We start from the raw sequence: 21,061 nt of genomic DNA on the forward strand, positions 1-21,061 counted from the left end.
CGCTCGGCTCAATTCAATTTGTTCAGGAATTCAAGCGCCGACCAGAATCCGGCACCGTGATCCTTGTGGCCTTGCCACACTTCGGGAATGAAACTCACCTGTGGATAATCCTTGAGCTGCGCCCAAGTGGCCGGCCAGTCCACGTCTCCGGTGCCCATCAGGACACCTTCGCCGTTACTGCCCTTGGCATCCGCCACATGCAGGTGCGCCGAATGCGGCAGCAACAGGGCCAGCGCCGCCTGGAAGTCCAGGCCGAAATGGAAACAGGCCATTTGCAAATGCGAGAGATCCAGGCACAGGCGCATGTTCATGGCCTTTGCCTGCTCGGCCAGCTCCTGCGGCATCATGAAAATGTTCTGGTGGCGTTGCCCGCCGAAGTGCCACGGGAACGGCGCCATGTTCTGCGGGATCAGTTCGGTACGGCCAAAATCGATCTGGGCGCAGGACTCGCGAAAGCGTCGATACAGCTCGGCCCGATGACTGACCGGGAAGGGTTCGTCAGCCGAGAAGCCGCCGACGTTCGCTACGATCAACAACGAATCGGCGTTGGGGAAAAACTCGGCGATCTGCAAAGTCGCATCCACCACCCGTTGCAGGTTGGCAATGGAGCGCTGGCGGTATTCCAGGTCATCGGCCACCAGATCCAGCAGTTCGCTGTTTTCGAACAGCTCGGGCGCATGGACCACCAGGCGCGAGCATTCCACGGTCCGCAGGTATGCGTGTGGCTCCACACCGAGGTCGCGGTAGGACAGATGGAATTCGAACAGGTCGGGCTTGATCCACTGGTCGTATTGCAGGAAGTCGTGATAACGAACCGGCACGCCCCAGAGAATCGGCATGGCGTATTCGCGACGGATCACTTGCTGGGCGACCAGATCGCTGTCGAACAGGAAATCGCCCTGGGCAACGGCCCGTCCGGCTTGCTTGCCCAGCAGGTCGGCCAGTCGATACGGCGGCAGACCCTGGCCCGGACTGGCGACGCGCAGCATGTCCTGGGTGAACGTTTCGCCAGGCTCGATGGCGCGGGCGGCGATCACGCTTTTGCCGAGGTTTTCGCGGTTGAGCAATTCGCCCTGGCTGGCGTGGCGTCCCGGACCGGCCCACGGCAACGCTTTCTCGACCTGACGGATGCCTTCGACCAGTTGGCGGAACTCTTCCGGTTCCAGGCTGGCGAGGTGGTCCGGGCCTTCCATGCCGCGATCAAGGGTGATGTGGCGCTCGATTAGCTTGGCGCCCAGCGCCACGGCGGCGATGCTGATGGCAGTGCCACGTTCATGACCGGAGTAACCGATCAGGCCGTGCAGCTCACGAAGGCGTGCCAGGTAACCGAGCTGGATATCGGTTTCCGGTGCCGGGTAGGTGCTGTTGCAATGCAGCAATGCGAACGGTACGCCCAAGCCGTTCAACTGCTCGATGGCGCGCTCGATCTCATGCTCCAGGGACATGCCGGTCGACAGGATCAACGGCTTGCCCAGAGACGCGGCCTTGGCGATCAGATAAGGGTTGCAGAGATCGGCGGAGGCGATTTTCAGCGCTGGCACGTCGAAACCGGCCAGCACGTCCACACTCGGCTCGTCCCAAGGGGTGCAGATATAACTGATGCCCTTTTGCGCGCAATAGTCGCGAATCAGCCGATGTTCATCCACGCTCAGTTCGACTTTATCCAACAAGTCTTGAATGTATTCCACACCCAAGTCTTCAGCGCGCGAGCCATCGGCCTTGCGCCGGTACAGGGCTTCGCGGTTGCGCAGCTGGAACTTCACGCAGTCGGCGCCCGCGTCGATGGAGGCGTCCACCAGTTGCCGGGCCAGCTCCACCGAGCCGTTATGGTTGTTGCCCACTTCCGCGATGACAAAAGTGTGGTCCTCACCAATGGTGATCCCATCGATGCTGAATATCTGCTTGCTCATTGAATTTTGGTCCGCCAGGAAGTGACACCGCTGGATTCAAAACGGAAATCGGTGGTTCGGCAACCAAGCGCTCTGACCTTTTCGGTCACGGCTTGACGGTGCTGGGGTTGTACGAAAAACAGGAAGAAACCACCGCCACCGGCGCCCAGCAACTTGCCACCCAGGGCGCCCGCGTTAAGGGCGCACTCATAGATCTGGTCGAGCACACCGTCGCTCACGGCTTGGGAAAACTGTTTCTTGAGCATCCAGCCGTCGTGCAGGCAGCGCCCGAAATCGTGCAGCTCGCCCCGGATCAAGTGGTGGTGCATACGCCGGCACAGCGACACGCTTTCCGTCAGCAACAGGCTTTGCTCGCCCTTGCTGCTCATTTCTTCGCGCTGCTGAACGTGGAGCTTGCCGGAATCATGGGAGATGCGGGTATCGCAGAGCACCAGGCATTCTTCCAGCTCGTTGCAGATGGAGTCTTCAAGGCGGATCGGGTGCACCAGGTTGCGGCCTTCCTTGAACTCGATCAGGTTGAAACCACCGAACGCCGAAGCGTACTGGTCCTGCCAGCCACCGGCGATGCCAAAGCACAGGCGCTCGGCCTGGAACGCCAGCTCCGCGACCTCATAGGTACTCCAGCGATCGCGGCGCAGTTCATTGAACGCGGCAATGACCGCCGTGGCGACCGCCGACGAGCCACCCAGACCAGAGCCCACCGGAAAATCGGAACGCATGTACAAATCCAGCCCGTAGTTGGGTTGGATGACCGAAACGATGGTCGCCAGCAGCCCCTTGTCGGCATGATCCATGAGGTCATCCAAGGACTCATAGGACTCGCGGGTGCCCAGGTCTTCGGAGAAAATCCGGATAACATTGTCGGTACGCGGGATCAACGTCGCATGGGAATACAGCCCGACGGTGCAACTGAGTACAGCGGCCGGGTTTTCCACGAAGTAATAGGTCAGGTCCGAACCACCGCCACTGAAGCTCATGCGCACCGGCGCCCTCGCCCGGGCCAGCACCGGCACTTCCTGGTTGGCCGCCAGCCGTGCGGGCGTGACGACATCCACCAGGCAGCCGGATCCGTCTACGACCGGAATAGCGTTGTAACTCAGGTCGAAGATCTTGAGCATTTCCTCGCGCGACGCACCCACTTTTACCGAACGGTAAGCGGTGTTCATGCACTCGGTGACCGGCACGTTCGTCGCCCCGCCTTGGAGCAGGTAACGACGTAAGTCGCCGTTGGTCAACACGCCTTCCAGGCGCCACTGCTCGTTGACCACGAAAACGATTTGCAAATCGCCCGTCTCGATGCACTCGACGGCATCGAGAATGGTCTGGTTCAGGTAGACCGTTTGTGTTCTGGCCAATTGATTCATGAGTTGACGGCCTCCTTGAACCCCGACTTGAATGCGTTCAAGGCGTCAGGCGTTCCAATATCGATAAAGGGCCCGGTGTAGGCGCAGACCTTGAGAGACTGACGGCGGATAAGCATCGGCAGGATGTCCTGCTCCATCGAGCAGACCTGGACGGTCCATGCCTGCAGGGAGTCGGCGGCGAAGGCATAGACGCCTGCATTGATCCGGCCTGGTCCGCTTAGCCCCTTTTCGTTGAGCGCCAGCAATCGCAGATCCTCGGCGCAATCCAGGCTGCCGTAGCGGGAACGATCCTCCACCTGCACCCCCACCAACACGTCGCCGGTGGCGGCCATGGCCAACCGATAGGCCTGGCGGTCGAGCCAGGTATCGGCGTTGAGTACCAGGAAGCGACCTTCGGGTGGCATTTGATGCAAGGCGTGCAGGATCGCGCCACCGGTGCCCATGGGTTGTTTTTCCACCACCATCCGCAGGTCAAGCCCGGTTTCGGCCATCAGCGACGGCAGCAGCTCGGCCAATTGATCGGCCCGATAATGTGCGCACAAAACCGCCTGCGTGATGCCCGCCTGCTTGAGCTCAGCCAGCACCAACGCCAGGAATGGCCGGCCGTGAATATCCACGACGGCTTTTTGCGAGCCCTGAAGCACGGCACTCAGGCGAGTACCGAAACCTCCACAGAGGACATAGGCGCGCATCAGCGATCCAGCCCGAAAAAGTGTTCCAGGCAACGTGCCACGTGGGCCAGGTGCTCTTCACCCAGACCCGGCCAGACGCCGATCCAGAAGGTGTCATTCATGATCTTGTCGGTGACCGTCAACTCGCCACTGATGCGGAAATTGCGGCCCAGCATGTAGGGTTGACGCACCAGGTTGCCGGCGAACAGCAAGCGCGTGCCAACGTTCTGGCTATCCAGGTAACGCAACAGCTCGACACGCTGGATGCCGCAGCCATCGCGCAGGGTCACGGGGAAACCGAACCACGACGGATCGCTGTCCGCAGTCGCCTCGGGCAGGATGAGGAAATCGGCGCAATTGGCCAGGCGCTCGCTGAGCCAGCGGAAGTTGCGCTTGCGCGCAACCGTGAAATCTTCCACACGGTCCATCTGCGCCAGGGCACAGGCAGCCTGCATGTCGGTAATCTTCAGGTTATAGCCCAGGTGCGAATAGGTGTACTTGTGGTCGTAACCCTCCGGCAGTTCGCCCATCTGCTTGCAAAAGCGCTGCTTGCAAGTGTTGTCCTGGCCAGGCTCGCAGTAGCAATCGCGGCCCCAGTCACGGAAGGACTCCATGATGCGCTTGAGCAACGGACTGTCAGTGAACACCGCCCCGCCCTCGCCCATGGTGATGTGGTGCGCCGGGTAAAAGCTCAGGGTGCCGATGTCGCCGAATGTGCCGACCATTTGGCCCTTGTAGGTCGAGCCCAGGGCATCGCAGCAGTCTTCGATCAACCACAGCTTGTATTTGTCGCACAGCGCCCGCACGACACCCAGGTCATAGGGGTTGCCCAGGGTGTGCGCCAACATGATGGCCTTGGTTTTCGGCCCGATAGCCGCTTCGATCTTGGCCGGGTCGATGTTGTAGGTGCCCATCTGGACGTCGACGAACACCGGGACGGCGCCGAACTGCAGGATCGGATTGACGGTGGTTGGGAAGCCGGCGGCAACACCGATCACTTCATCGCCGGGCTTGATCGCGCGATCGCCCAGGCGTGGAGAAGTCAAGGCAGAAAATGCCAGCAGGTTGGCTGAAGACCCCGAATTGGTGGTCAGCACACAGCGCCGTCCCAAGTACTTGCCCAGGCGTTTTTCAAAGGCCTCGTTGAACCGCCCAGTGGTCAACCAACCGTCCAGCACCGCCTCGGTCATCGATTGCAACTCAGCGGCACCGATTACCTTGCCAGCTGGCGGCACGCTGCTCTGGCCGGCAACGAATACCTGCGGAGCAAGCGCCGACTGCGCGTAGCGCCCCACCAGCTCGACAATTTGTTGGCGCAACTGCGTAGTACTTTCACTCATGGGTATCGCCTTGGTAATCCGCGATCTGGTTGCGGGTAAAGGTGTGCATGTCCTGACCGTTCTGCCAGGCCAGGTGCCAGGCCAGCGTGCGTTCAAGGCTGGTCGCCAGCGACCAGCGCGGCCTCCAGCCAAGCTCTTCGCGTGCCTTGTTGGAATCGAGTGCCAATAAACCAGCCTCATGGGGTTGCGCTTGGGGATCCACCGACCAGCGCACCGGCACTGGCCATTGCTCGGCGAGCAGGCCGACGATGATTTCCACCGAAGCGACGTTGTCGCTCTCAGGGCCGAAGTTCCAGGCGCCGACGTGACGTTCGCCCTCTTCCACCAGCGCCCGGGCCAGCATCAGGTAGCCCATCAACGGCTCGAGCGCGTGTTGCCATGGACGGGTCGCCTGGGGATAACGCAGGACCACTTCTTCGTTGTGTTGCCAGGCGCGGAAAATATCCGGCACAAGGCGCTCCGGCGACCAGTCGCCGCCACCAATAACATTGCCCGCCCGAGCCGTCGCCAGCGCCACGCCAGACTCGTTCAGGAACGAGTTGCGGTAAGAAGCGCAGAGCAACTCGACACAGGCCTTGCTGTTGCTATAGGGATCGAACCCGCCCAGAGCGTCATACTCGCGATAAGGCAAGACCCACTCGCGGTTCTCGTAGCACTTATCGGTCGTCACCACCACCACTGCCCGCACGCCAGGGCAATGACGAACGGCTTCAAGCAGATTGACGGTCCCCATGACGTTGGTGGCATAGGTCTGGGCAGGGTTGCGGTAGGCCTCGCGAACCAACGCCTGCGCGGCCAGATGCAGGACCACGTCCGGCTGGAATGCCTGGAGCGCCGAGGACAACGCCGCACCGTCGCAAATGTCCGCCAGATCCCCCGGAACCAGGCCCTCCAGCCCAGCGACAGACCAGAAGGCTGGCGTGGTGTCGGCCGGCAAGGCAAAGCCACGGACCTCGGCACCCAACTGACGCAACCACAACGTCAGCCAACCGCCCTTGAAGCCCGTGTGGCCAGTCAGGAAAACTTTTTTACCCGCCCAGAATGCGTTCACGACCAGAGTTTCCATTCGGCTTGGCCGCTGCTCCAGCGCTCTTCGAGCAATACACGGTCACGTAGCGTGTCCATCGGTTGCCAGAAGCCATGGTGCAAGTGGCTCATCAATTGACCTTGCCGGGCCAGGTTGCGCATCGGCTCGTATTCCCAGGTCGTCGTGTCATCTTCGATGCCATCGAGCGCCGCGGGCTCCAGCACGAAAAAGCCACCGTTGATCCAGCCGCCATCGCCTTGGGGTTTTTCCTGAAACCCCCTGACGCAAGCGCCTTCGAGTTCCATCGCGCCAAAGCGGCCCGGTGGCTGGACGCTCGTGACCGTCGCCAGCTTGCCGTGCTGTTGATGGAATGCCACCAGCTCACGGATGTTGACGTTGGACACGCCATCGCCATAGGTCAGGCAGAACGTCTCGTCGCCCAGGTAGTTGCGCACGCGCTTGAGTCGTCCACCGGTGCCGGTGACTTCACCCGTGTCCACCAGGGTCACACGCCATGGCTCGGCCTTGCCCTGATGGATATGCATGCTGTTTTCAGCCAGGTCGAACGTGACATCCGACATGTGCAGGAAGTAGTTGGCGAAATACTCTTTGATGACGTAGCCCTTGTAGCCAAGGCAGACCACGAAGTCGTTGATGCCATAGTGAGAGTAGATTTTCATGATGTGCCAGATGATGGGCTTGCCACCAATTTCAATCATCGGCTTGGGCTTGAGATGCGACTCCTCACTGATGCGAGTGCCCAATCCTCCAGCCAGAATTACTGCCTTCATATATCTCTCTCAAAAGGTGAACCGCATCAGCGTCAAAGACGCTCGGACTACTCACAAGAGACGCCAATTATTCGGCGTCCTCGCCGGTAATACAGGCGCTGATACCTAGAAAGCAATTATGGTGCCACTGGCTGGAAGCCCGTATTTACTGGGCCTTGAAGAAAAAACGGCGCTCGCTCCGGAGAGAGAAAGCGCCGTTTTTTTGGGCTTCGTTTCGCTAGGATTTCAGAATTGGCTGAGGTGTACAGGGAGGGTAACAAGTGCGGATGTTGCGTCCGCAGGGGGAATAAGTGGGGGAGCAAGCTTGCTCGCGATGACGGCAACATAGTCACCCTTTTCATGAGCTGAAGCACCACCATCGCGAGCGGACTTGCTCACGATGGCGGTGCTTCAGCGATAAGCCTGGCCGCTACACGCCTGCTCGGCCAATGAGCTTCGACCACGGCACCGGCACCATCGGCCCAAGGGTAAAGCCCGGACCGGTCGTCGCCAGGTTGGCGTTGTAGTTTGGATCATGGGACAGCGCGTCCTGCCATTTTCCGACCAAGTCCTGCCGGGCTTTGTCCGAAGATGACAGGATGCCCGGATTGACGACCTGAACGTACGGCGTCCACACCGTGAGATAACCGGCCTGTGCGATTCGCAGGCACAGGTCCACGTCACCCAACCCCTCGGCGAACAAGGTATCATCCACGCCATCGGCCGCCTGAAACAGCTGCGTGGAGACCATCAGGCAAGCAAAGGACACCGCTGAGCAATCCTGCTCGGCCACCAGGCGATTCATGTAGCCCCGCGCATCCGCCGCCTCACCGACGAATGCCGAGCCCACCACACCGTTGAACCCAAGCAACAGGCCCGCCTGGGTCGTGTGTCCCTGACGGTCGATCAACCTGGCACCGACCACGCCGACTTCCGGACGCTGGGCCTGGTTGAGCAGGAGTTCGATCCAGTTGACGTTCACCACTTCGCTGTCCACCGCCAAGGTGAGCAGATACTCACCCTTGGCCTGTTGGCTGGCCTGGTTGATCAGGACCGCCGTGGCAAGCCCCGGCTCGACATCGATGAAGCGCACACGACTGGCCTGATGGCCCTGGCTGCGGAGCCAGTCCTTCAATGCTGCACCGTGGACCGGATGTTCGGCCACCAGCAGTTCGAAACGCTGGTAGCGGGTACGTTGCAGCACGTTGATGATGCATCGCTGCAGGGTGACCAGGTCGCCGTCGCCATGCAGGATAATCGACACCAACGGACGCTCGATAAAGCGGTAGTCGATCTTGTAGACACCCGGTACCGCCGAACTGACGTCAGCCTTGTAGCCCCGTGCCGCGAGATGACGAAGCAGGGCCTTGCGCTCGTCGGCGTTGTCGCTGTCCGACTGTGCCTGGCAAATCAGCAGCGGTTCGTCCAGATGCGCCAGGCCGCCCATGCCACCCTGCTCGATCAACCGCAGGAGCAATTCGAACTCCAAGGCGTCCTTGAAATCGCGCGAATACCCCCCGGCCTGCACCAGCACCTCTCGCCGCACCAACCAGTGCCGCGCCATCAACGCAGGTACGCTCAACAACAAATCGAGATTGAAGCCGGGACGGAACACATCGCTCAGGGTTTCATCGGGTTGGCGCTGGAATTCATCCATGGCCACCGCCCGGCATTGCGGTGCGTCAAGCAGTTCCAGGCTGGCATGCAACAGACCGGATGGCGTCAGCTCATCTCCCGCCTCGGCCAGGACCACCCAGTCGCAATCGCTCTGGCTGATGACCTGGTTGATCCGATCCACATAGTTGCTTTCATTGACCTTGACGAAATGCAGGGTGTTCTGAAGGGTAGTTTCGGCCGGCAGGTCACCGGTTGTGAACACAATGATCTTGAATGCCCTGCAAGCCCCGTTGATCACACTGTCGAAGGTGGTCTGCAGGCGGGTGAAATCCGCCTCCAGGTCCAGCAATAGGAGGCCGAACGTCGGTCCGCCCTGATGGCGAGCCAGGTAGCGGGTGATCTCCTTGACTTGGTCCGCGCTCGGCTCACGCCCATCCAGCCAGCGTAGCAACTGGCCGGACCGCATGGTTTCGAAAAGACTGGCATGATCTTGCAACATGACGTCCTGGAGACGCTGCGCCCATTCCTTCAACTTCAGGCTCACTGCTTCGGCACCGCCTTCTTCGAGGATGGCGGCCAACTGTTGCACCACATCGAGGTTGAAAGCGTTGAGCTCGAAAGCCTTGAGCAAGCGTTCGTTAAGCGGTTCGGCGCCGGTGTTGCGCTGTGGTCGCATCAGTTCTTTTTGCTTGAGCAGCACCGCTTCCAACTCTTGCAGTTGCACGCGCCCGGCAGGCATCGCATGCATCAGGAACTCGAGCCTGGACAGGCATTCGAAAAACGGCTGGTTATAAAACGGCAACTCGACAAACTGCGTCGGCTCGAAACGGCAGACTGGTCCTTCCAACTGCGAAAGCCAGCCCGACTCGAACAGCTTGGCCCGAGCGAAAGCGGCGCGCTGACTCAAATAATCGCCAATGCCCACCAGGCTCTCGACGGCCTGCGATGACTCGTCCTGGTCCATCTCGAAAATCGAACCCAGCATCGCCACAAGGCGCTCACGGATCGCCGCTGTGGTCGCATCGCGATAGCTCAGCACGGCCGCCAGTTGGCCTGCTTCAAGTGTCGAAGGGATTTGCAACGCGTGTACCGCGTAAGGAATCGGCAGGATACGCACCTTTGCTGCTGCCATCAGCGCACAACCATGACCAAGCTCTTGCCAGGCCAGGTCGAAATCCGCAGGTAATACGGCGTACCAGCGCCGCACGATCTCGGTCCGAATGACCGCATTGATCAACGACGGACAGTGGCTGGCATACGTCGCCAAGCGTTCCAGGGCACAAGACTCGGCAAAATCCTCGACGCCCTTGCGGTCACGGCGGTAATAATCGACACGAGCGGCGTGAGCCTCGAAGGTCAGCGCGTAACCTTGACAGGCCGAATAATCGCTGTGGGCAGCCAGGAACTCCAACGACTGATCAAGCGCTTCGGGCAGCAGGAAGGCATCAACATCGACCATGGCCAGGTACGGCGTCGCAACGAGCTCCAACCCCTGACGCAGCTTGCCGGCAAAGTGACCAATGTCAGGCCGATGCACATAACGCACGCCAGACAATGTTGCCACACTGTCAGCATCCGGTTCGGCAGACGAATCGAGGACGAGCACAGCGCAAGGATAAGCCGCGTAGTAGCGCAACGCTCTGCGCAAGGCTTCAGGTTGCTCATGGGCCATAAGCACCAAGGTGAAACGCTCGTTCAACGGAGCGGATGAATCATTGGCAGTACTGCGTTGCATATGAATTCCTATAACGAGCGAGTCGCCTGATCGGCGGCATCATGTTCATGGCGTCCCGGTTCGAAATCCGGTCGTCGTTCTGTCGGTCAGACTAGGCCGCGCACGGATACTGTCAATCAATCCGGCAGCCAGCCATCTGCCCAGTAGCGCAGGTTATCGCCGCGCAGCATGAAATCGCGCAGCACCATCTCACGTAGCTGATCACCCATTCGATAACTGGCCTGCGGGTCTGACAGATGCATGCGAATCGCCTCCAGCCACTCCTGCGTACTGTTGGTCTTCACCTGGGTACAGGGTAGATGACCGCGATAGGCTTCGGTTTCGGTACAAATGACCGGATAGCCGCAAGCACCGTATTCCAACAACCTGAGGTTGCTTTTGCAGTCATTGAAAATATGCTGCTCCAGCGGTGCCAAAGCCAGGTCCAGGTTCAGACTCGCCAGCTTGGCCGGGTACGAAGAGAGCGCGACGCCGCCATGGTATTCGTGCACATAGGGCCTGAGCGAATCCGGGCACATACCGAAAAAAACCCATTCGACTTCGTCGGCCAGCTCGCGTACCACCTCGGCGATGACTTCCAGATCGCCCCGGTGGCTGGTGCCGCCGCCCCAACCGACCCGAGGCTTGATCGAGGTGCGACGCCGGCTGGAGATGCGGTTCCACAGGTGCGGCGCCAGCATGTTCGGCACCACGCGAATATCGTGATGCAGGTTCGACAGCGCGTCAGCCAGAGGAAACGTCGAAACCACGACCCGATCGCACAGGGCGATACCACGTTCCAACAGATCCTGAACGTTGTCAGGCATGTTGCGGGTGTGATCGTTCTTTACCGGGATCCGCGCCACATAATCATCGAGCTCATAGATGCGCAGGGCATTCGAATAGGTTTTCACCTGGACGAGATCATTGAACTTGCTGGCGTTGTAGCGCCCCTGAAACACAATCACATCCGGCGCTTCGCGCTCGATTTCGATGATCGACGGCATTTCATAGGAGACCCGTCCGACGATTCGTCCGGCATTATGCAACTCGATCAGTGGCTGGCTGATTCGATAATGACCGATGGCTGAACTATTCAGGGCCAAGCCCAGGATCGACGGCAGCGGCTGGCTGCACAACGGGTTCCAACCGGTGCGCTGCCCCGGCGCCAGGCTGAAGCTGTTACCGGTCAAGCTAAGGTTGCGGTTGTAGGCCGGGTCATTGGCTATCTTGGGTAACCAGCGCTGATAAAACGACTCTTGCTCCTGCTCCACACGCTGCTTCCAGGACGCCTCGCGGGCAAACCCGGCGGAAGGCTTCAGGATCACGTTCGCATAGGGGGTCGTCACCACCAGATAACCTTGCTTGCCAATTTCCAGGCACAGTTCAAGGACATTGATGCCTGGCGTGTCGATGGCAGGCGACAAGCCTCCCACGCTATCGAACACGGCCCTGCGCACCAGCAGGCAGTGACCGCTCACCGCGCTCCAGTTCTGTACCACCTGCAGACGCTGCATGTAGCCGCCGGCAGTCGGTTGTTCATTGGCAAACGGCCGACCGGCCAGGCCATCGAGGCCGAGCACCAGACCGGTGTCGATCACCTGGCCCTGCAAGTTCAGGGTTCGCGGGCCAACGATGGCCACTTCAGGGCGCTGGGCATGATTCAATAATTCGTCCAACCAGGCCGCGTCGTGAATCACACAAAATGGACTGAGCAACAGCAAGTAATCACCGCGAGCCTGCCGGGCCGCGCAATTCCTCACCCGCGCTTCGTTGCTCTGCTCGTCAGCGGCCACTATTCGCAACTTGTCGCTGCCCAACTCGGCCATGGCCGCCAGCCAGTTGCGCATTTCATCGGTTTCGCTGCCATTGTCGACGATGATGACTTCGTAATGCCCATAGTCGGTGGTGGTCAACAAACTGTTGATGCAGCTTTCCAGCGCCGCCAGTTGATCCTTGACGCTGATGATGATCGAGACCAGCGGACGCTCGGGATGCAGGTATTCGATCCGCGGGATCAACGGCAACGGTCCAGGATGCAACTGATGCTCCACACCAATGCGCTGCAAGTGGGTCGTCAGCAGACGAGGCCCCTGCTCGATCACCTGCGGTAGCGAAAGCCATTGGGCGAAAGCCTGGGTCGACTCCACCTGGATCTCCGCCAAGTGCTCGATGGTCTGCGGGCCATCGGTTTCCACCAGGCGCCAGATCAGATCATGGGGCGCCAGTTCGCCCAGGTCCGCATCAAAGCCACCCAGTTCCAGCACGCGCTGGCGCGAGAAGGCCAGAGTCCGGCCCACATAAGGGTAGGCGCGCATCAGGTCAAGATTGAAATCAGGCTTGAAGATCGGTTCCAGCGATTTGCCGTCTTCCAGCGCACCTTCGTCGCTGTAGACACAGGCGATGCCAGGCATCGCATTGATTCGTTCGGCCAACACCAACAGCGCCGAGGTTCTCAAACGATCACCGGCACGCAGCAGATAGAACCAATGGGCGCCGTCCAGGCGTGGCAACAACTCATTGAGCGCACGAACCCAGTCGGGTTGCAGCGCCAAACGCATCACATTGCCTTCGATCGCACCCCGGCCATTGGAAAACAGTACCACCGGTTCGCTGGTGTAAATCTGCGAGGCAATGCTATCCAGCGTCAATGCCACCGCCTCGGCGTCCCCATCGAAGTCGAACACCACCGGCACAATGCCTGGGCGTTGTGCCCAGAATTCGACTTGTCGCAGGACCACCCGTTGGCGCGACTTTTCGAACTGTCGATACTCCAACCACTGCCGGTAGACTTCGTCGTAACTCTCGGCGTCGGTGCCGACCTGATACGCGACAATGGCTTGCCGGCTGGCCATCAACGAATACAGGTTCAACTCTTCCCACTCGTGGGGCTGGTTCGGCTTGACCTGATCCAGGTTCAGATAACGCACCCAACCCGACGCGGGTGCCGGCTCGCCACTGCGTTGGGCCAACATCTGGGCCAACCAGGTCCACTCGACAATCGAGGCATCGACGATGTCGGGACGGTGAGACAACCTTTGCGGGTACAACCGTTCAAAGCTGCCAAGGCTGCACAGCTCCACCAGGTTGCCGCGCCTTAACAAGCAAATGAACAATGCAAGATCAAGCAGCGCGACAAATCCTTGGCCGACCTGGGCCAAGGCGGGCAGCAACGACACAATGTCCGCCCGACGCATCAGGGCACCGCTGAAACCACCAAAGATATTTCTCGGCGTATCCTCGACGGACGCCAACAGGTCTTCGCCCTTGTATAACCCTTCAAACAAGGCGATGCCGACGTTTTCCAGGCGAATCGGCAGCACATAACCGTCAGCATCGATAAAGTGACGCTTGCTGATGACCAATTGAACGTCGTCATGCGCTGCGAGGACCTGTGCCTGTTGCCGCACGCAGGGCTGGAGCAACTTATCGTCATCGCACAGGAACTTGATGAACTCACCGTCGGCCTCTTCCAGGCAGCGCAACATGTTCTGTTGGAAACCCAGCCGCTGCGGGTTACGCAGGTAGCGCACGGTCACATTCGAGTGATCACGCGATGAGTCGACGATCTGGCGAATGTCGTTACCGGGGCAGTCATCGCACACGATGACTTCCAAGTTTTCGTAATTCTGGTCCATGGCACTCTTGAGTGCCTCGCGGAAAAAGCGAGGGTTGAACGCGGGGATGACGATGCTGACAAGAGGAGTTGGTTTCACGCGAAAGACTCTCGGCTGGCCGGTGCCGCCTCCCACGAGAGCCGACCTCCTGAGCCGTAAAAAACAGAGGCTGGGGGTTATCTCATTTCGACATAACCCCCAAGCGCATCAGATCTTGTTGAACAGGCCTAATTGACCAATTTTACTGAACGCAAGTTGCGACGCTTGAAGCATAGTCTGCTGCAAGGTCAGGCGCGTCATCACTTCGGCCGGATCGGAATCACGAATCGCCGACTGGGTCTGCGAGTTGGCCAGGACAAAGCTCTGGTTGGTATCGCTCTGGGTGTCGAGCGACTGGCCGCGCCCGCCGACCGAACTCAACGCACTGGTCAACTGGTCGGTGCCGCTGGCCAGGTTACCAATGCCCGAGGCCAACGCCGCGTTCAATTTCTGCCCGGCGATCGCATTGCCATCGACTGGCTGGCTCAACGCGTTCCGCAACTGGTTGATGGTGTCCAAGATGTTCTGGGTTTCGTGGGTGTTGACCGAAATACTGAACTGATCGTTAGCCGCTGGAGCGCCATTGAGGGTGAAACTGACCCCTGATGCGGTCGCAACGTTGCCCGCCAGTGTGCCGCTTGAGACCGACTTGCTGTCAGCGGTCAGTGGCGCGGCGTACAGGTCGAAATCCGTAGCGCTGGTGAACTTGAGCACCGCCGACCCCGTCGGGAAACTGGCATGGTAGGCCGCCGGATCAGTGATTTGACTGCCGGTGATCTGGGTCGCGGTGGCGTTGCCCGGGCTACGGGCCGGCGTGAACGAATCGGGCTTGGCCGCCAGGGTAAAGGTATGGCCGGGCAACACCGCGCCCGCGGCGTCACCGGTTTTCAGGTTCACGTTCAAGGTCAGGTCGACGCCGCGAAAGACCACGCTCTGCCCTGCCTGGGAGCTGGGGTCGATGACTCCGCCCTTGCTGGCTTCGGCGGTCACGTCGTTGCCACCAGAATCGGTGATTCTCAACTGGGTGCCGCTAACGAATTCCACCGTGTATGGCTCGCCACTGCGGAACTGGCTGTTGTAGGTCACGCTGGACGAGACTTGGCCGTTGGTCAGCACCACGCGACCATCATCCACCGCCGGTGCGGTCATGGTGACCTGGGTGCGACTGGTGTTGACCGCTTGCTGGAACACTTCCCAGCCGGTGCTGTTGGTGGCCATCGACATGGTGTCGCCGATCGGCAGGTCAAGGGTGACTTGGTCGCCGTTGTAGCTGTAGCTACCGTCGTCGTTGCGGGTGAACGGTACGACATCGCCTTTGGAGCCGGCAAAGATGTACTTGCCGTTTTCATCCTTGGTGTTCATCAGGCTCAGCAATTGGTCTTCGATCGACCCCAGTTCCGAAGCGACCGCTTTACGGTCGGCGTCGGTGTAAGCGGCGTTACCGGCGCTCACAGCCAATTCCTTGGCGCGCTGCAGCACGTTGCCAATGCTGGTCATGACCGCTTCGGTCGTGCCCAGGGTCGCCTTGATGGTGGTGACGTTGGCTTCATATTGGGACAGCATCGAAGCCTGGTTGCCCAGTTGCAGCAGGCGCGAAGCCCCCACCGGATCATCAGCGGCGGTGTTCACCCGCACCAGGCTGCTGGCCTCTTCGCTGGTCTTGACCACCTTGGCGAAGTTCTTCTGGTAGTTCGCAGCCGTGCTTTCGTAAAACTGAGAAGTAGAAATGCGCATGGGCTACGGCTCCTTAAAGACTGTTGATCAATGTGCTGAAGATTTGCTGCGCCGCCTTGATGATCTGCGAGGACGCGGTGTAGTACTGCTGGAACTTGACCAGGTTGCCGGTTTCTTCATCCAGGTCCACGCCCGACAGCGAGTCGCGAGCGGTCTTGGCGTTGTCCAGGATCGCGCCAGTGGCAGCGCTGTCGAGCTTGCCTTGGGCGGCCTTGGCGCCGACGCCTTCCACCAGCTTGCCGTAGGCATCGTTCAGGGAAATACCCTCGCTGCTGGAACCGGTGTCGACGGTCTTGGCGGTCTGCAAGCCGGCCAGGACCGTGCCGTTCCGGTTGTCCAGGCTGCCCGGCTGGCTGAGGCTGATATTGATTCCCGCACCCTGGGACGGCGCGCCGGCGATGGACATGTCGAACGCGACGGTACGCTGCACCGGCGGTACGGAGGAATCCATGATCGGGTTGCCGCTGGCATCCTTGAGCGGAACGCTCAGGCTCAGGGTGTTGCTCTGGCCAGGCTTGATCGTGCCGCTGCTGATCGTACCGCCCTGGGCATCGAGCAACTGATAAGCCTGGCTGGTGCCATCGGCGGACGTCGCGCCGAACACCACCTTGACCGGCATGGAGTTCTTGATGCCGTTCTGGATGATGGTCGTGGTGGCGGCATCGTAGATGTCCAGCTTGGTGGTCATGCTCGGCTGGCCGCTGGCCGGGATGGTCAGCGTACCGCTGCCGCCAGGCACGATGGCAGCGCCCAGCGGCGCGGCAATCGCCAGCCGCTTGGAGTCGGTCATCTCGGTCTTGATGTTGGCCGCAGCGTTTCGGGTCGGGGTGAGCCTGAACGAGTCGCCGGCGGCTGCGGTGCCGTTGGCAAACGTCATCGAAAAACCGTCGATCACCGGTGGCGGCGTGGTGGCGGTGTTGAACGCGCCCATCGAGGTGCCGTCGGGCAGGCGCTGGACGGTGTAGTCCGTGCCGCTGGTGAACGTCACCTTGTAGTCGTTGGTGGTCAACTTGCCGGAGTCTTCGATGGCGATGTTGAAGTTGCCGGAGCCAGCGCTGTTGTTCAACGAGGCGACGCTGCGCTGGCTGATCTGCGCGGCGCTGTTGATGTTGCTGAACAGGTTGGAGCCGAAGGCCCCGTTCATGTCGATGCCCGAGGCCTGGATGCTGTTCATCTGGTCGGCGACCACCAGGGCCACGCGGCCCAGCTCGTTCATGGCCGGGTCGAGCACGGTACTGCGGTAGCGCATCAGGCCACCGATCTCGCCACCGGTAAGCACCTGGGTGAGGTCCATGGAGCTGGAACCACTGTTGAGCTGGATGCCCATGCGTCCCGGATCGTTCTTGTCCGGCACCGCTTCCAGGGTATTGACGATATTGCCCATCACCAACGGTTGGCCGGAGCCCAGGTAGATGTCCAGGCTGCTGCCGTTCTCGACGACCTGGGTGCCGGTAAAAGTCGAGAGCTGGCGAATGGTTTCGCTGCGGGCATCGAGCAGATCGTTGGGGGCGCCACCGGCGTTGGAGACTTCAGAGATTTTCTTGTTCAACTGCGCAACAGTGGCCGCCAGGTTATTGACCTGGTCGACCATGTTCGACAGGTTGCCATTGATGTTCTGGCTCTGCTCCGTCAACTGGTTGGCAACCGAATTGAAACGGTTGCTCAGGGCTTGGGCATCGCTGAGCAGCAACTGACGGGAGGCATCGTCACCGGGCTTGGCGTTGACGTTCTGCACCGAGGCGAAAAACTTGGTCAGCGCGCCGTTGAGACCGGTACCGCTGTCGGACAACAGGGAGTCGAGCGGGGTGATCTGCCCCTGATAGGCCGCCGCGTCACTGTTGAGCGACGTAGTGGTTTTCAGTTGCGCTTCAAGGAAGGAGTTATACACCCGACGCACATCGGCCAAGGTCGTGCCGGAACCGATGAACACGTTGCCGTACTGGTTCGACGCCTTGGTGGTCTGCACGGTCTGCTGGCGTGAATAACCAGCGGTATCGACGTTGGCGATGTTGTTACCCGTGGTCACCAACGCAGTCTGGCTTGCTGACAGACCCGACATCCCTATATTGAGCAAACTCATGGTTCAGACCTTATAAAGTCGTGGTGGCGCCTGCGGAAGCGTAGTTTTGATAACTCGTCATCTGCCGGGCTATGTTCGAAATCTTGCTGGCGTAGTGCGGATCAGTGGCGTAACCGGCTTTCTGCAACTCGCGTACAAACTGTTCCGGGTTATCGGCCGACTTCAACACATCTTGATAGCGACTGTTGCTTTGCAGCAGGTTGACCAAGTCGTGGAAACTGTCGCGATACGAGGCATAGGAACGGAACTCGGCCGTCTCCTTAACCATCGCGCCATTGCGGAATTCGCTGGTGATCGCCCGCGCCGAATCGCCCTTCCAATTGGCGCTGGCCTTGATGCCGAACAGGTTGTGGCTGCTGCTGCCATCGGGCTGGCGCATGACCGATTTGCCCCAACCGGTTTCCAAGGCAGCCTGGGCCACCAGGTAACGCGGGTCGACACCGATGCGGTCGGCGGCTTCCTTGGCCATTGGCAGCATGGCGTTGACGAATTCATCGGCATCGCGGAAGGCCTTGCGCGCCGGGGCCAGCGGTGGCTGGGCCACGGCACGACCATAGACCTGCATGTCGCCTTTGGGCTCGGCAGCCTTGAGCGCGGCCAGCCAGTCGCCATTGGCCAGTTCGCCGGTGGCCGGCTTGACGGCGGCGATGGTGCGATCCGGCAGCAGGTTCTGTGCGGGCACATCGGTATTGGCCGACGCCGAAGGCACCAGGCCGGCGAGCAGACGGTCAGCCAGTTTCGGCGGCAAGGCGAGGCGGCGCTGGTTGAGCAATTCCATGTCGTTGCGGTGGACACCCTCGGCCCCTTGCGGCGCACTCACGGCCCGCGACGCCCACAATGGACGTTGGCCGCTGGTACGCGACAATGGACCGTCAGTAGGCAGGGTCCCGGCAGCCACCGGTGTCGGCACCGGTGCCTTGGCGACCTTGTCCAGCGCCTCTTGTTGCTTGGCAGCCGACAACGTGGCCGCCTCACCGGGCGCCAGCGGTTTGTTCTTGGACATCTGGCGCAGCAGCACATCGGCCAGGCCGATACCGCCGCCCTCGCGGGACATGGAAACGGCCAATTGCTGGTCGTACATTTCCTGGTATTGCTTGGCCTCGGGCGTATTCATGGGGTTGTCCTTGCCCAAGGCCTCGGTGGCCGAACGCATGGACTTGAGCATTTCGCCGAGAAACAGCGACTCGAATTCCTGCGCCACTTTACGCAGGTTGCCGTCGCTGTTCTTGTCGCCAACCTTGAGCTGGTTCAAGCGGTTCAGGTCCGAGTAGGAACCCGAATCCCCGCTGATCAAAGCGCCCTTGCGCATATCCATGGCTCGCCCCTCAAATCACGATCAGGTCGGCTTGCAACGCGCCGGCCTGCTTCAAGACTTCGAGGATCGCCATCAAGTCGCCCGGCGCCGCGCCGACCTGGTTCACCGCCCGGACGATTTCATCCAGGGTGGTGCCCGGGCCGAACTTGAACATCGGCTTGGCTTCCTGTTCGGCATTGACCCGCGAACGCGGGACCACGGCGGTCTGGCCGTTGGACAGCGGCCCCGGCTGGCTGACGATCGGGTCTTCGGTGATGGTCACCGTCAGGCTGCCGTGGGTCACGGCGGCCGGAGATACCTTGACGTTCTGGCCGATCACGATGGTGCCGGTGCGCGAATTGATGATGACTTTCGCCACCGCCTGGCCCGGATCGACCTCAAGGTTTTCCAGGATCGACAGGTAGTCGACTCGCTGGCTCGGATCCAGCGGCGCAGTGACGCGGATCGAGCCACCGTCAATGGCCTGGGCCACGCCCGGGCCAAGCATGTCGTTGATCTTGTCGACGATGCGCTTGGCGGTGGTGAAGTCGGAACGGTTGAGGTTCAGCGTCAGGCTGTTGCCCTGGTTGAAACCGCTCGGCACCGAACGCTCTACCATCGCACCACCAGGGATTCGACCCGCCGACGGAACGTTGACGGTGATCTTCGAACCATCGCGCCCCTCGGCATCGAAACCACCCACCACCAGGTTGCCCTGGGCGATGGCGTAGACGTTGCCGTCGATACCCTTGAGTGGCGTCAGCAGCAAGGTGCCGCCGCGCAGGCTCTTGGAGTTACCGATGGACGAGACGGTGATATCCACCTGCTGGCCAGGCTTGGCGAACGCCGGCAGATCGGCACTGATCGACACCGCCGCGACGTTCTTCAGCTGTACGTTGCCGGAACCGGCCGGCACCTTGATGCCGAACTGCGACAACATGTTGTTGAAGGTCTGCAGGGTGAACGGGGTCTGGGTGGTCTGGTCGCCGGTGCCGTTCAGGCCCACGACCAGGCCGTAGCCGATCAACTGGTTGGAACGCACGCCGGAAATGCTGGCGATGTCCTTCAAGCGCTCGGCCTGAGCGGTAAAGGCCGCCGACATCAGCAGGGCTCCGATCAACAGCTGCTTAAGATTCAACTGGGCCACCTAGAAAGGGAACTTCGGGCTAAGGAAGAAACGGTCGAACCAACCCGGCTGACTCGCATCGGCAAAGGCACCGGTACCTGAGTAAGTGATACGGGCATCGGCTACGCGGGTCGAGGAAACGGTGTTGTCGGTGGCGATATCATCGGCGCGAACCATGCCGGCGATGCGCACTAGCTCGTCACCGGTGTTGAGGGTCAGCCACTTCTCGCCGCGCACGACGATGATGCCGTTGGGCAGCACATCGGCAACGGTCACGGTGATCGAACCGGTCAGGCTGTTGCTCTGGCCGGACTTGCTATCGCCCTTGGTGGCCCGATCAGAGTTGTACCCGGCGTTGAGGCTCAGGTCATTGCTCCCGATCGGGTTGTTGGTGGTCAGGCTGGAGCCGAACAGCGAGGTCAGGCCGACGCTGGTCTCGCTGGTCTTGTCGATCTGCGAGTTGGCGTTCTTGCTGGCCTGGGTCCGCTCGTTCAGGGTGATGGTGATAATGTCACCGACCCGGAAGGCCTTGCGGTCGCTGTACAGGTTCTGTTCGAAACCGGCCTGGTAGATCGAGCCATTGTTGGCCGCAGCCGGCAACGGCGTACGCGGCAACACCGGGGCGTAATACGGGTCATTGGGCCTGGGTGTCGGTGCGACACAGCCCGCGAGTGCGGTGATCCCACTCAGTGCCAGAACAGATGCGAAGCGTTTCATGACCCTACCTCTTGGTGTTGCAGGCGACCCTGGGGTCGCCC

Annotated in this window: 13 protein-coding genes; all 13 read right to left on the minus strand. The window is 60.6% G+C overall.

Annotated features, from left to right (window positions below):
• Positions 1 to 8: 8 nt before the first annotated feature.
• The 13 genes from GN234_RS10490 to flgH all read right to left on the minus strand — a co-directional run bounded on the left by GN234_RS10490 (position 9) and on the right by flgH (position 21,020).
• Positions 9 to 1,910: an N-acetylneuraminate synthase family protein gene (locus GN234_RS10490; protein ID WP_176688422.1), complete on the minus strand. Its 1,902-nt coding sequence runs from the start codon at positions 1,908 to 1,910 to the stop codon at positions 9 to 11.
• Entirely contained in the window at positions 1,907 to 3,274 is a 1,368-nt protein-coding gene (locus tag GN234_RS10495) for a GHMP family kinase ATP-binding protein (RefSeq protein WP_176688423.1), read from the minus strand. Before GN234_RS10495 ends, GN234_RS10490 begins: the two co-directional genes overlap by 4 nt.
• Positions 3,271 to 3,966 carry a sugar phosphate nucleotidyltransferase gene (locus GN234_RS10500; RefSeq protein WP_176688424.1) on the minus strand — a complete coding sequence of 232 codons (696 nt, stop codon included), beginning with the start codon at positions 3,964 to 3,966 and terminating at the stop codon, positions 3,271 to 3,273. The genes GN234_RS10495 and GN234_RS10500 overlap by 4 nt, the downstream gene beginning before the upstream one ends.
• Positions 3,966 to 5,285, minus strand: a complete 1,320-nt coding sequence (gene rfbH, locus GN234_RS10505) for a lipopolysaccharide biosynthesis protein RfbH (RefSeq protein WP_176688425.1) — start codon at positions 5,283 to 5,285, stop codon at positions 3,966 to 3,968. Before rfbH ends, GN234_RS10500 begins: the two co-directional genes overlap by 1 nt.
• On the minus strand, positions 5,278 to 6,351 hold the full coding sequence (gene rfbG, locus GN234_RS10510; protein WP_176688426.1) for a CDP-glucose 4,6-dehydratase: 1,074 nt from the start codon (positions 6,349 to 6,351) through the stop codon (positions 5,278 to 5,280). Before rfbG ends, rfbH begins: the two co-directional genes overlap by 8 nt.
• Positions 6,333 to 7,103 carry a glucose-1-phosphate cytidylyltransferase gene (gene rfbF / locus GN234_RS10515; RefSeq protein WP_176688427.1) on the minus strand — a complete coding sequence of 257 codons (771 nt, stop codon included), beginning with the start codon at positions 7,101 to 7,103 and terminating at the stop codon, positions 6,333 to 6,335. Before rfbF ends, rfbG begins: the two co-directional genes overlap by 19 nt.
• A 409-nt stretch (positions 7,104 to 7,512) precedes the next feature.
• On the minus strand, positions 7,513 to 10,434 hold the full coding sequence (locus GN234_RS10520) for a TIGR00180 family glycosyltransferase (protein WP_176688428.1): 2,922 nt from the start codon (positions 10,432 to 10,434) through the stop codon (positions 7,513 to 7,515).
• Between the two features lie 116 nt (positions 10,435 to 10,550).
• Positions 10,551 to 14,129: a glycosyltransferase gene (locus GN234_RS10525; RefSeq protein WP_176688429.1), complete on the minus strand. Its 3,579-nt coding sequence runs from the start codon at positions 14,127 to 14,129 to the stop codon at positions 10,551 to 10,553.
• A gap of 108 nt (positions 14,130 to 14,237) precedes the next feature.
• Positions 14,238 to 15,803: a flagellar hook-associated protein 3 gene (locus GN234_RS10530; RefSeq protein ID WP_176688430.1), complete on the minus strand. Its 1,566-nt coding sequence runs from the start codon at positions 15,801 to 15,803 to the stop codon at positions 14,238 to 14,240.
• 13 nt (positions 15,804 to 15,816) lie between these two features.
• Positions 15,817 to 17,883 (minus strand): flagellar hook-associated protein FlgK, encoded by a 2,067-nt coding sequence (flgK, locus tag GN234_RS10535; RefSeq protein ID WP_176688431.1) that lies wholly within the window; start codon positions 17,881 to 17,883, stop codon positions 15,817 to 15,819.
• A 10-nt stretch (positions 17,884 to 17,893) separates the two neighbouring features.
• Positions 17,894 to 19,198: a flagellar assembly peptidoglycan hydrolase FlgJ gene (gene flgJ / locus GN234_RS10540; RefSeq protein WP_109751335.1), complete on the minus strand. Its 1,305-nt coding sequence runs from the start codon at positions 19,196 to 19,198 to the stop codon at positions 17,894 to 17,896.
• Positions 19,199 to 19,208: 10 nt separating this feature from the next.
• On the minus strand, positions 19,209 to 20,279 hold the full coding sequence (locus tag GN234_RS10545) for a flagellar basal body P-ring protein FlgI (RefSeq protein ID WP_176689581.1): 1,071 nt from the start codon (positions 20,277 to 20,279) through the stop codon (positions 19,209 to 19,211).
• A 45-nt stretch (positions 20,280 to 20,324) separates the two neighbouring features.
• Positions 20,325 to 21,020 carry a flagellar basal body L-ring protein FlgH gene (flgH, locus tag GN234_RS10550; protein WP_109751334.1) on the minus strand — a complete coding sequence of 232 codons (696 nt, stop codon included), beginning with the start codon at positions 21,018 to 21,020 and terminating at the stop codon, positions 20,325 to 20,327.
• Positions 21,021 to 21,061 lie beyond the last annotated feature (41 nt).

The organism is Pseudomonas bijieensis, from assembly GCF_013347965.1.
GTDB lineage: Bacteria > Pseudomonadota > Gammaproteobacteria > Pseudomonadales > Pseudomonadaceae > Aquipseudomonas > Aquipseudomonas bijieensis.

Coding starts and splice junctions, on each gene's coding strand:
- GN234_RS10490 (WP_176688422.1), bottom strand. CDS start 1,910: ATGAGCAAGCAGATATTCAGCATCGATGGGATCACCATTGGTGAGGAC.
- GN234_RS10495 (WP_176688423.1), bottom strand. CDS start 3,274: ATGAATCAATTGGCCAGAACACAAACGGTCTACCTGAACCAGACCATT.
- GN234_RS10500 (WP_176688424.1), bottom strand. CDS start 3,966: ATGCGCGCCTATGTCCTCTGTGGAGGTTTCGGTACTCGCCTGAGTGCC.
- rfbH (WP_176688425.1), bottom strand. CDS start 5,285: ATGAGTGAAAGTACTACGCAGTTGCGCCAACAAATTGTCGAGCTGGTG.
- rfbG (WP_176688426.1), bottom strand. CDS start 6,351: ATGGAAACTCTGGTCGTGAACGCATTCTGGGCGGGTAAAAAAGTTTTC.
- rfbF (WP_176688427.1), bottom strand. CDS start 7,103: ATGAAGGCAGTAATTCTGGCTGGAGGATTGGGCACTCGCATCAGTGAG.
- GN234_RS10520 (WP_176688428.1), bottom strand. CDS start 10,434: ATGCAACGCAGTACTGCCAATGATTCATCCGCTCCGTTGAACGAGCGT.
- GN234_RS10530 (WP_176688430.1), bottom strand. CDS start 15,803: ATGCGCATTTCTACTTCTCAGTTTTACGAAAGCACGGCTGCGAACTAC.
- flgK (WP_176688431.1), bottom strand. CDS start 17,883: ATGAGTTTGCTCAATATAGGGATGTCGGGTCTGTCAGCAAGCCAGACT.
- flgJ (WP_109751335.1), bottom strand. CDS start 19,198: ATGGATATGCGCAAGGGCGCTTTGATCAGCGGGGATTCGGGTTCCTAC.
- GN234_RS10545 (WP_176689581.1), bottom strand. CDS start 20,279: ATGTCGGCGGCCTTTACCGCTCAGGCCGAGCGCTTGAAGGACATCGCC.
- flgH (WP_109751334.1), bottom strand. CDS start 21,020: ATGAAACGCTTCGCATCTGTTCTGGCACTGAGTGGGATCACCGCACTC.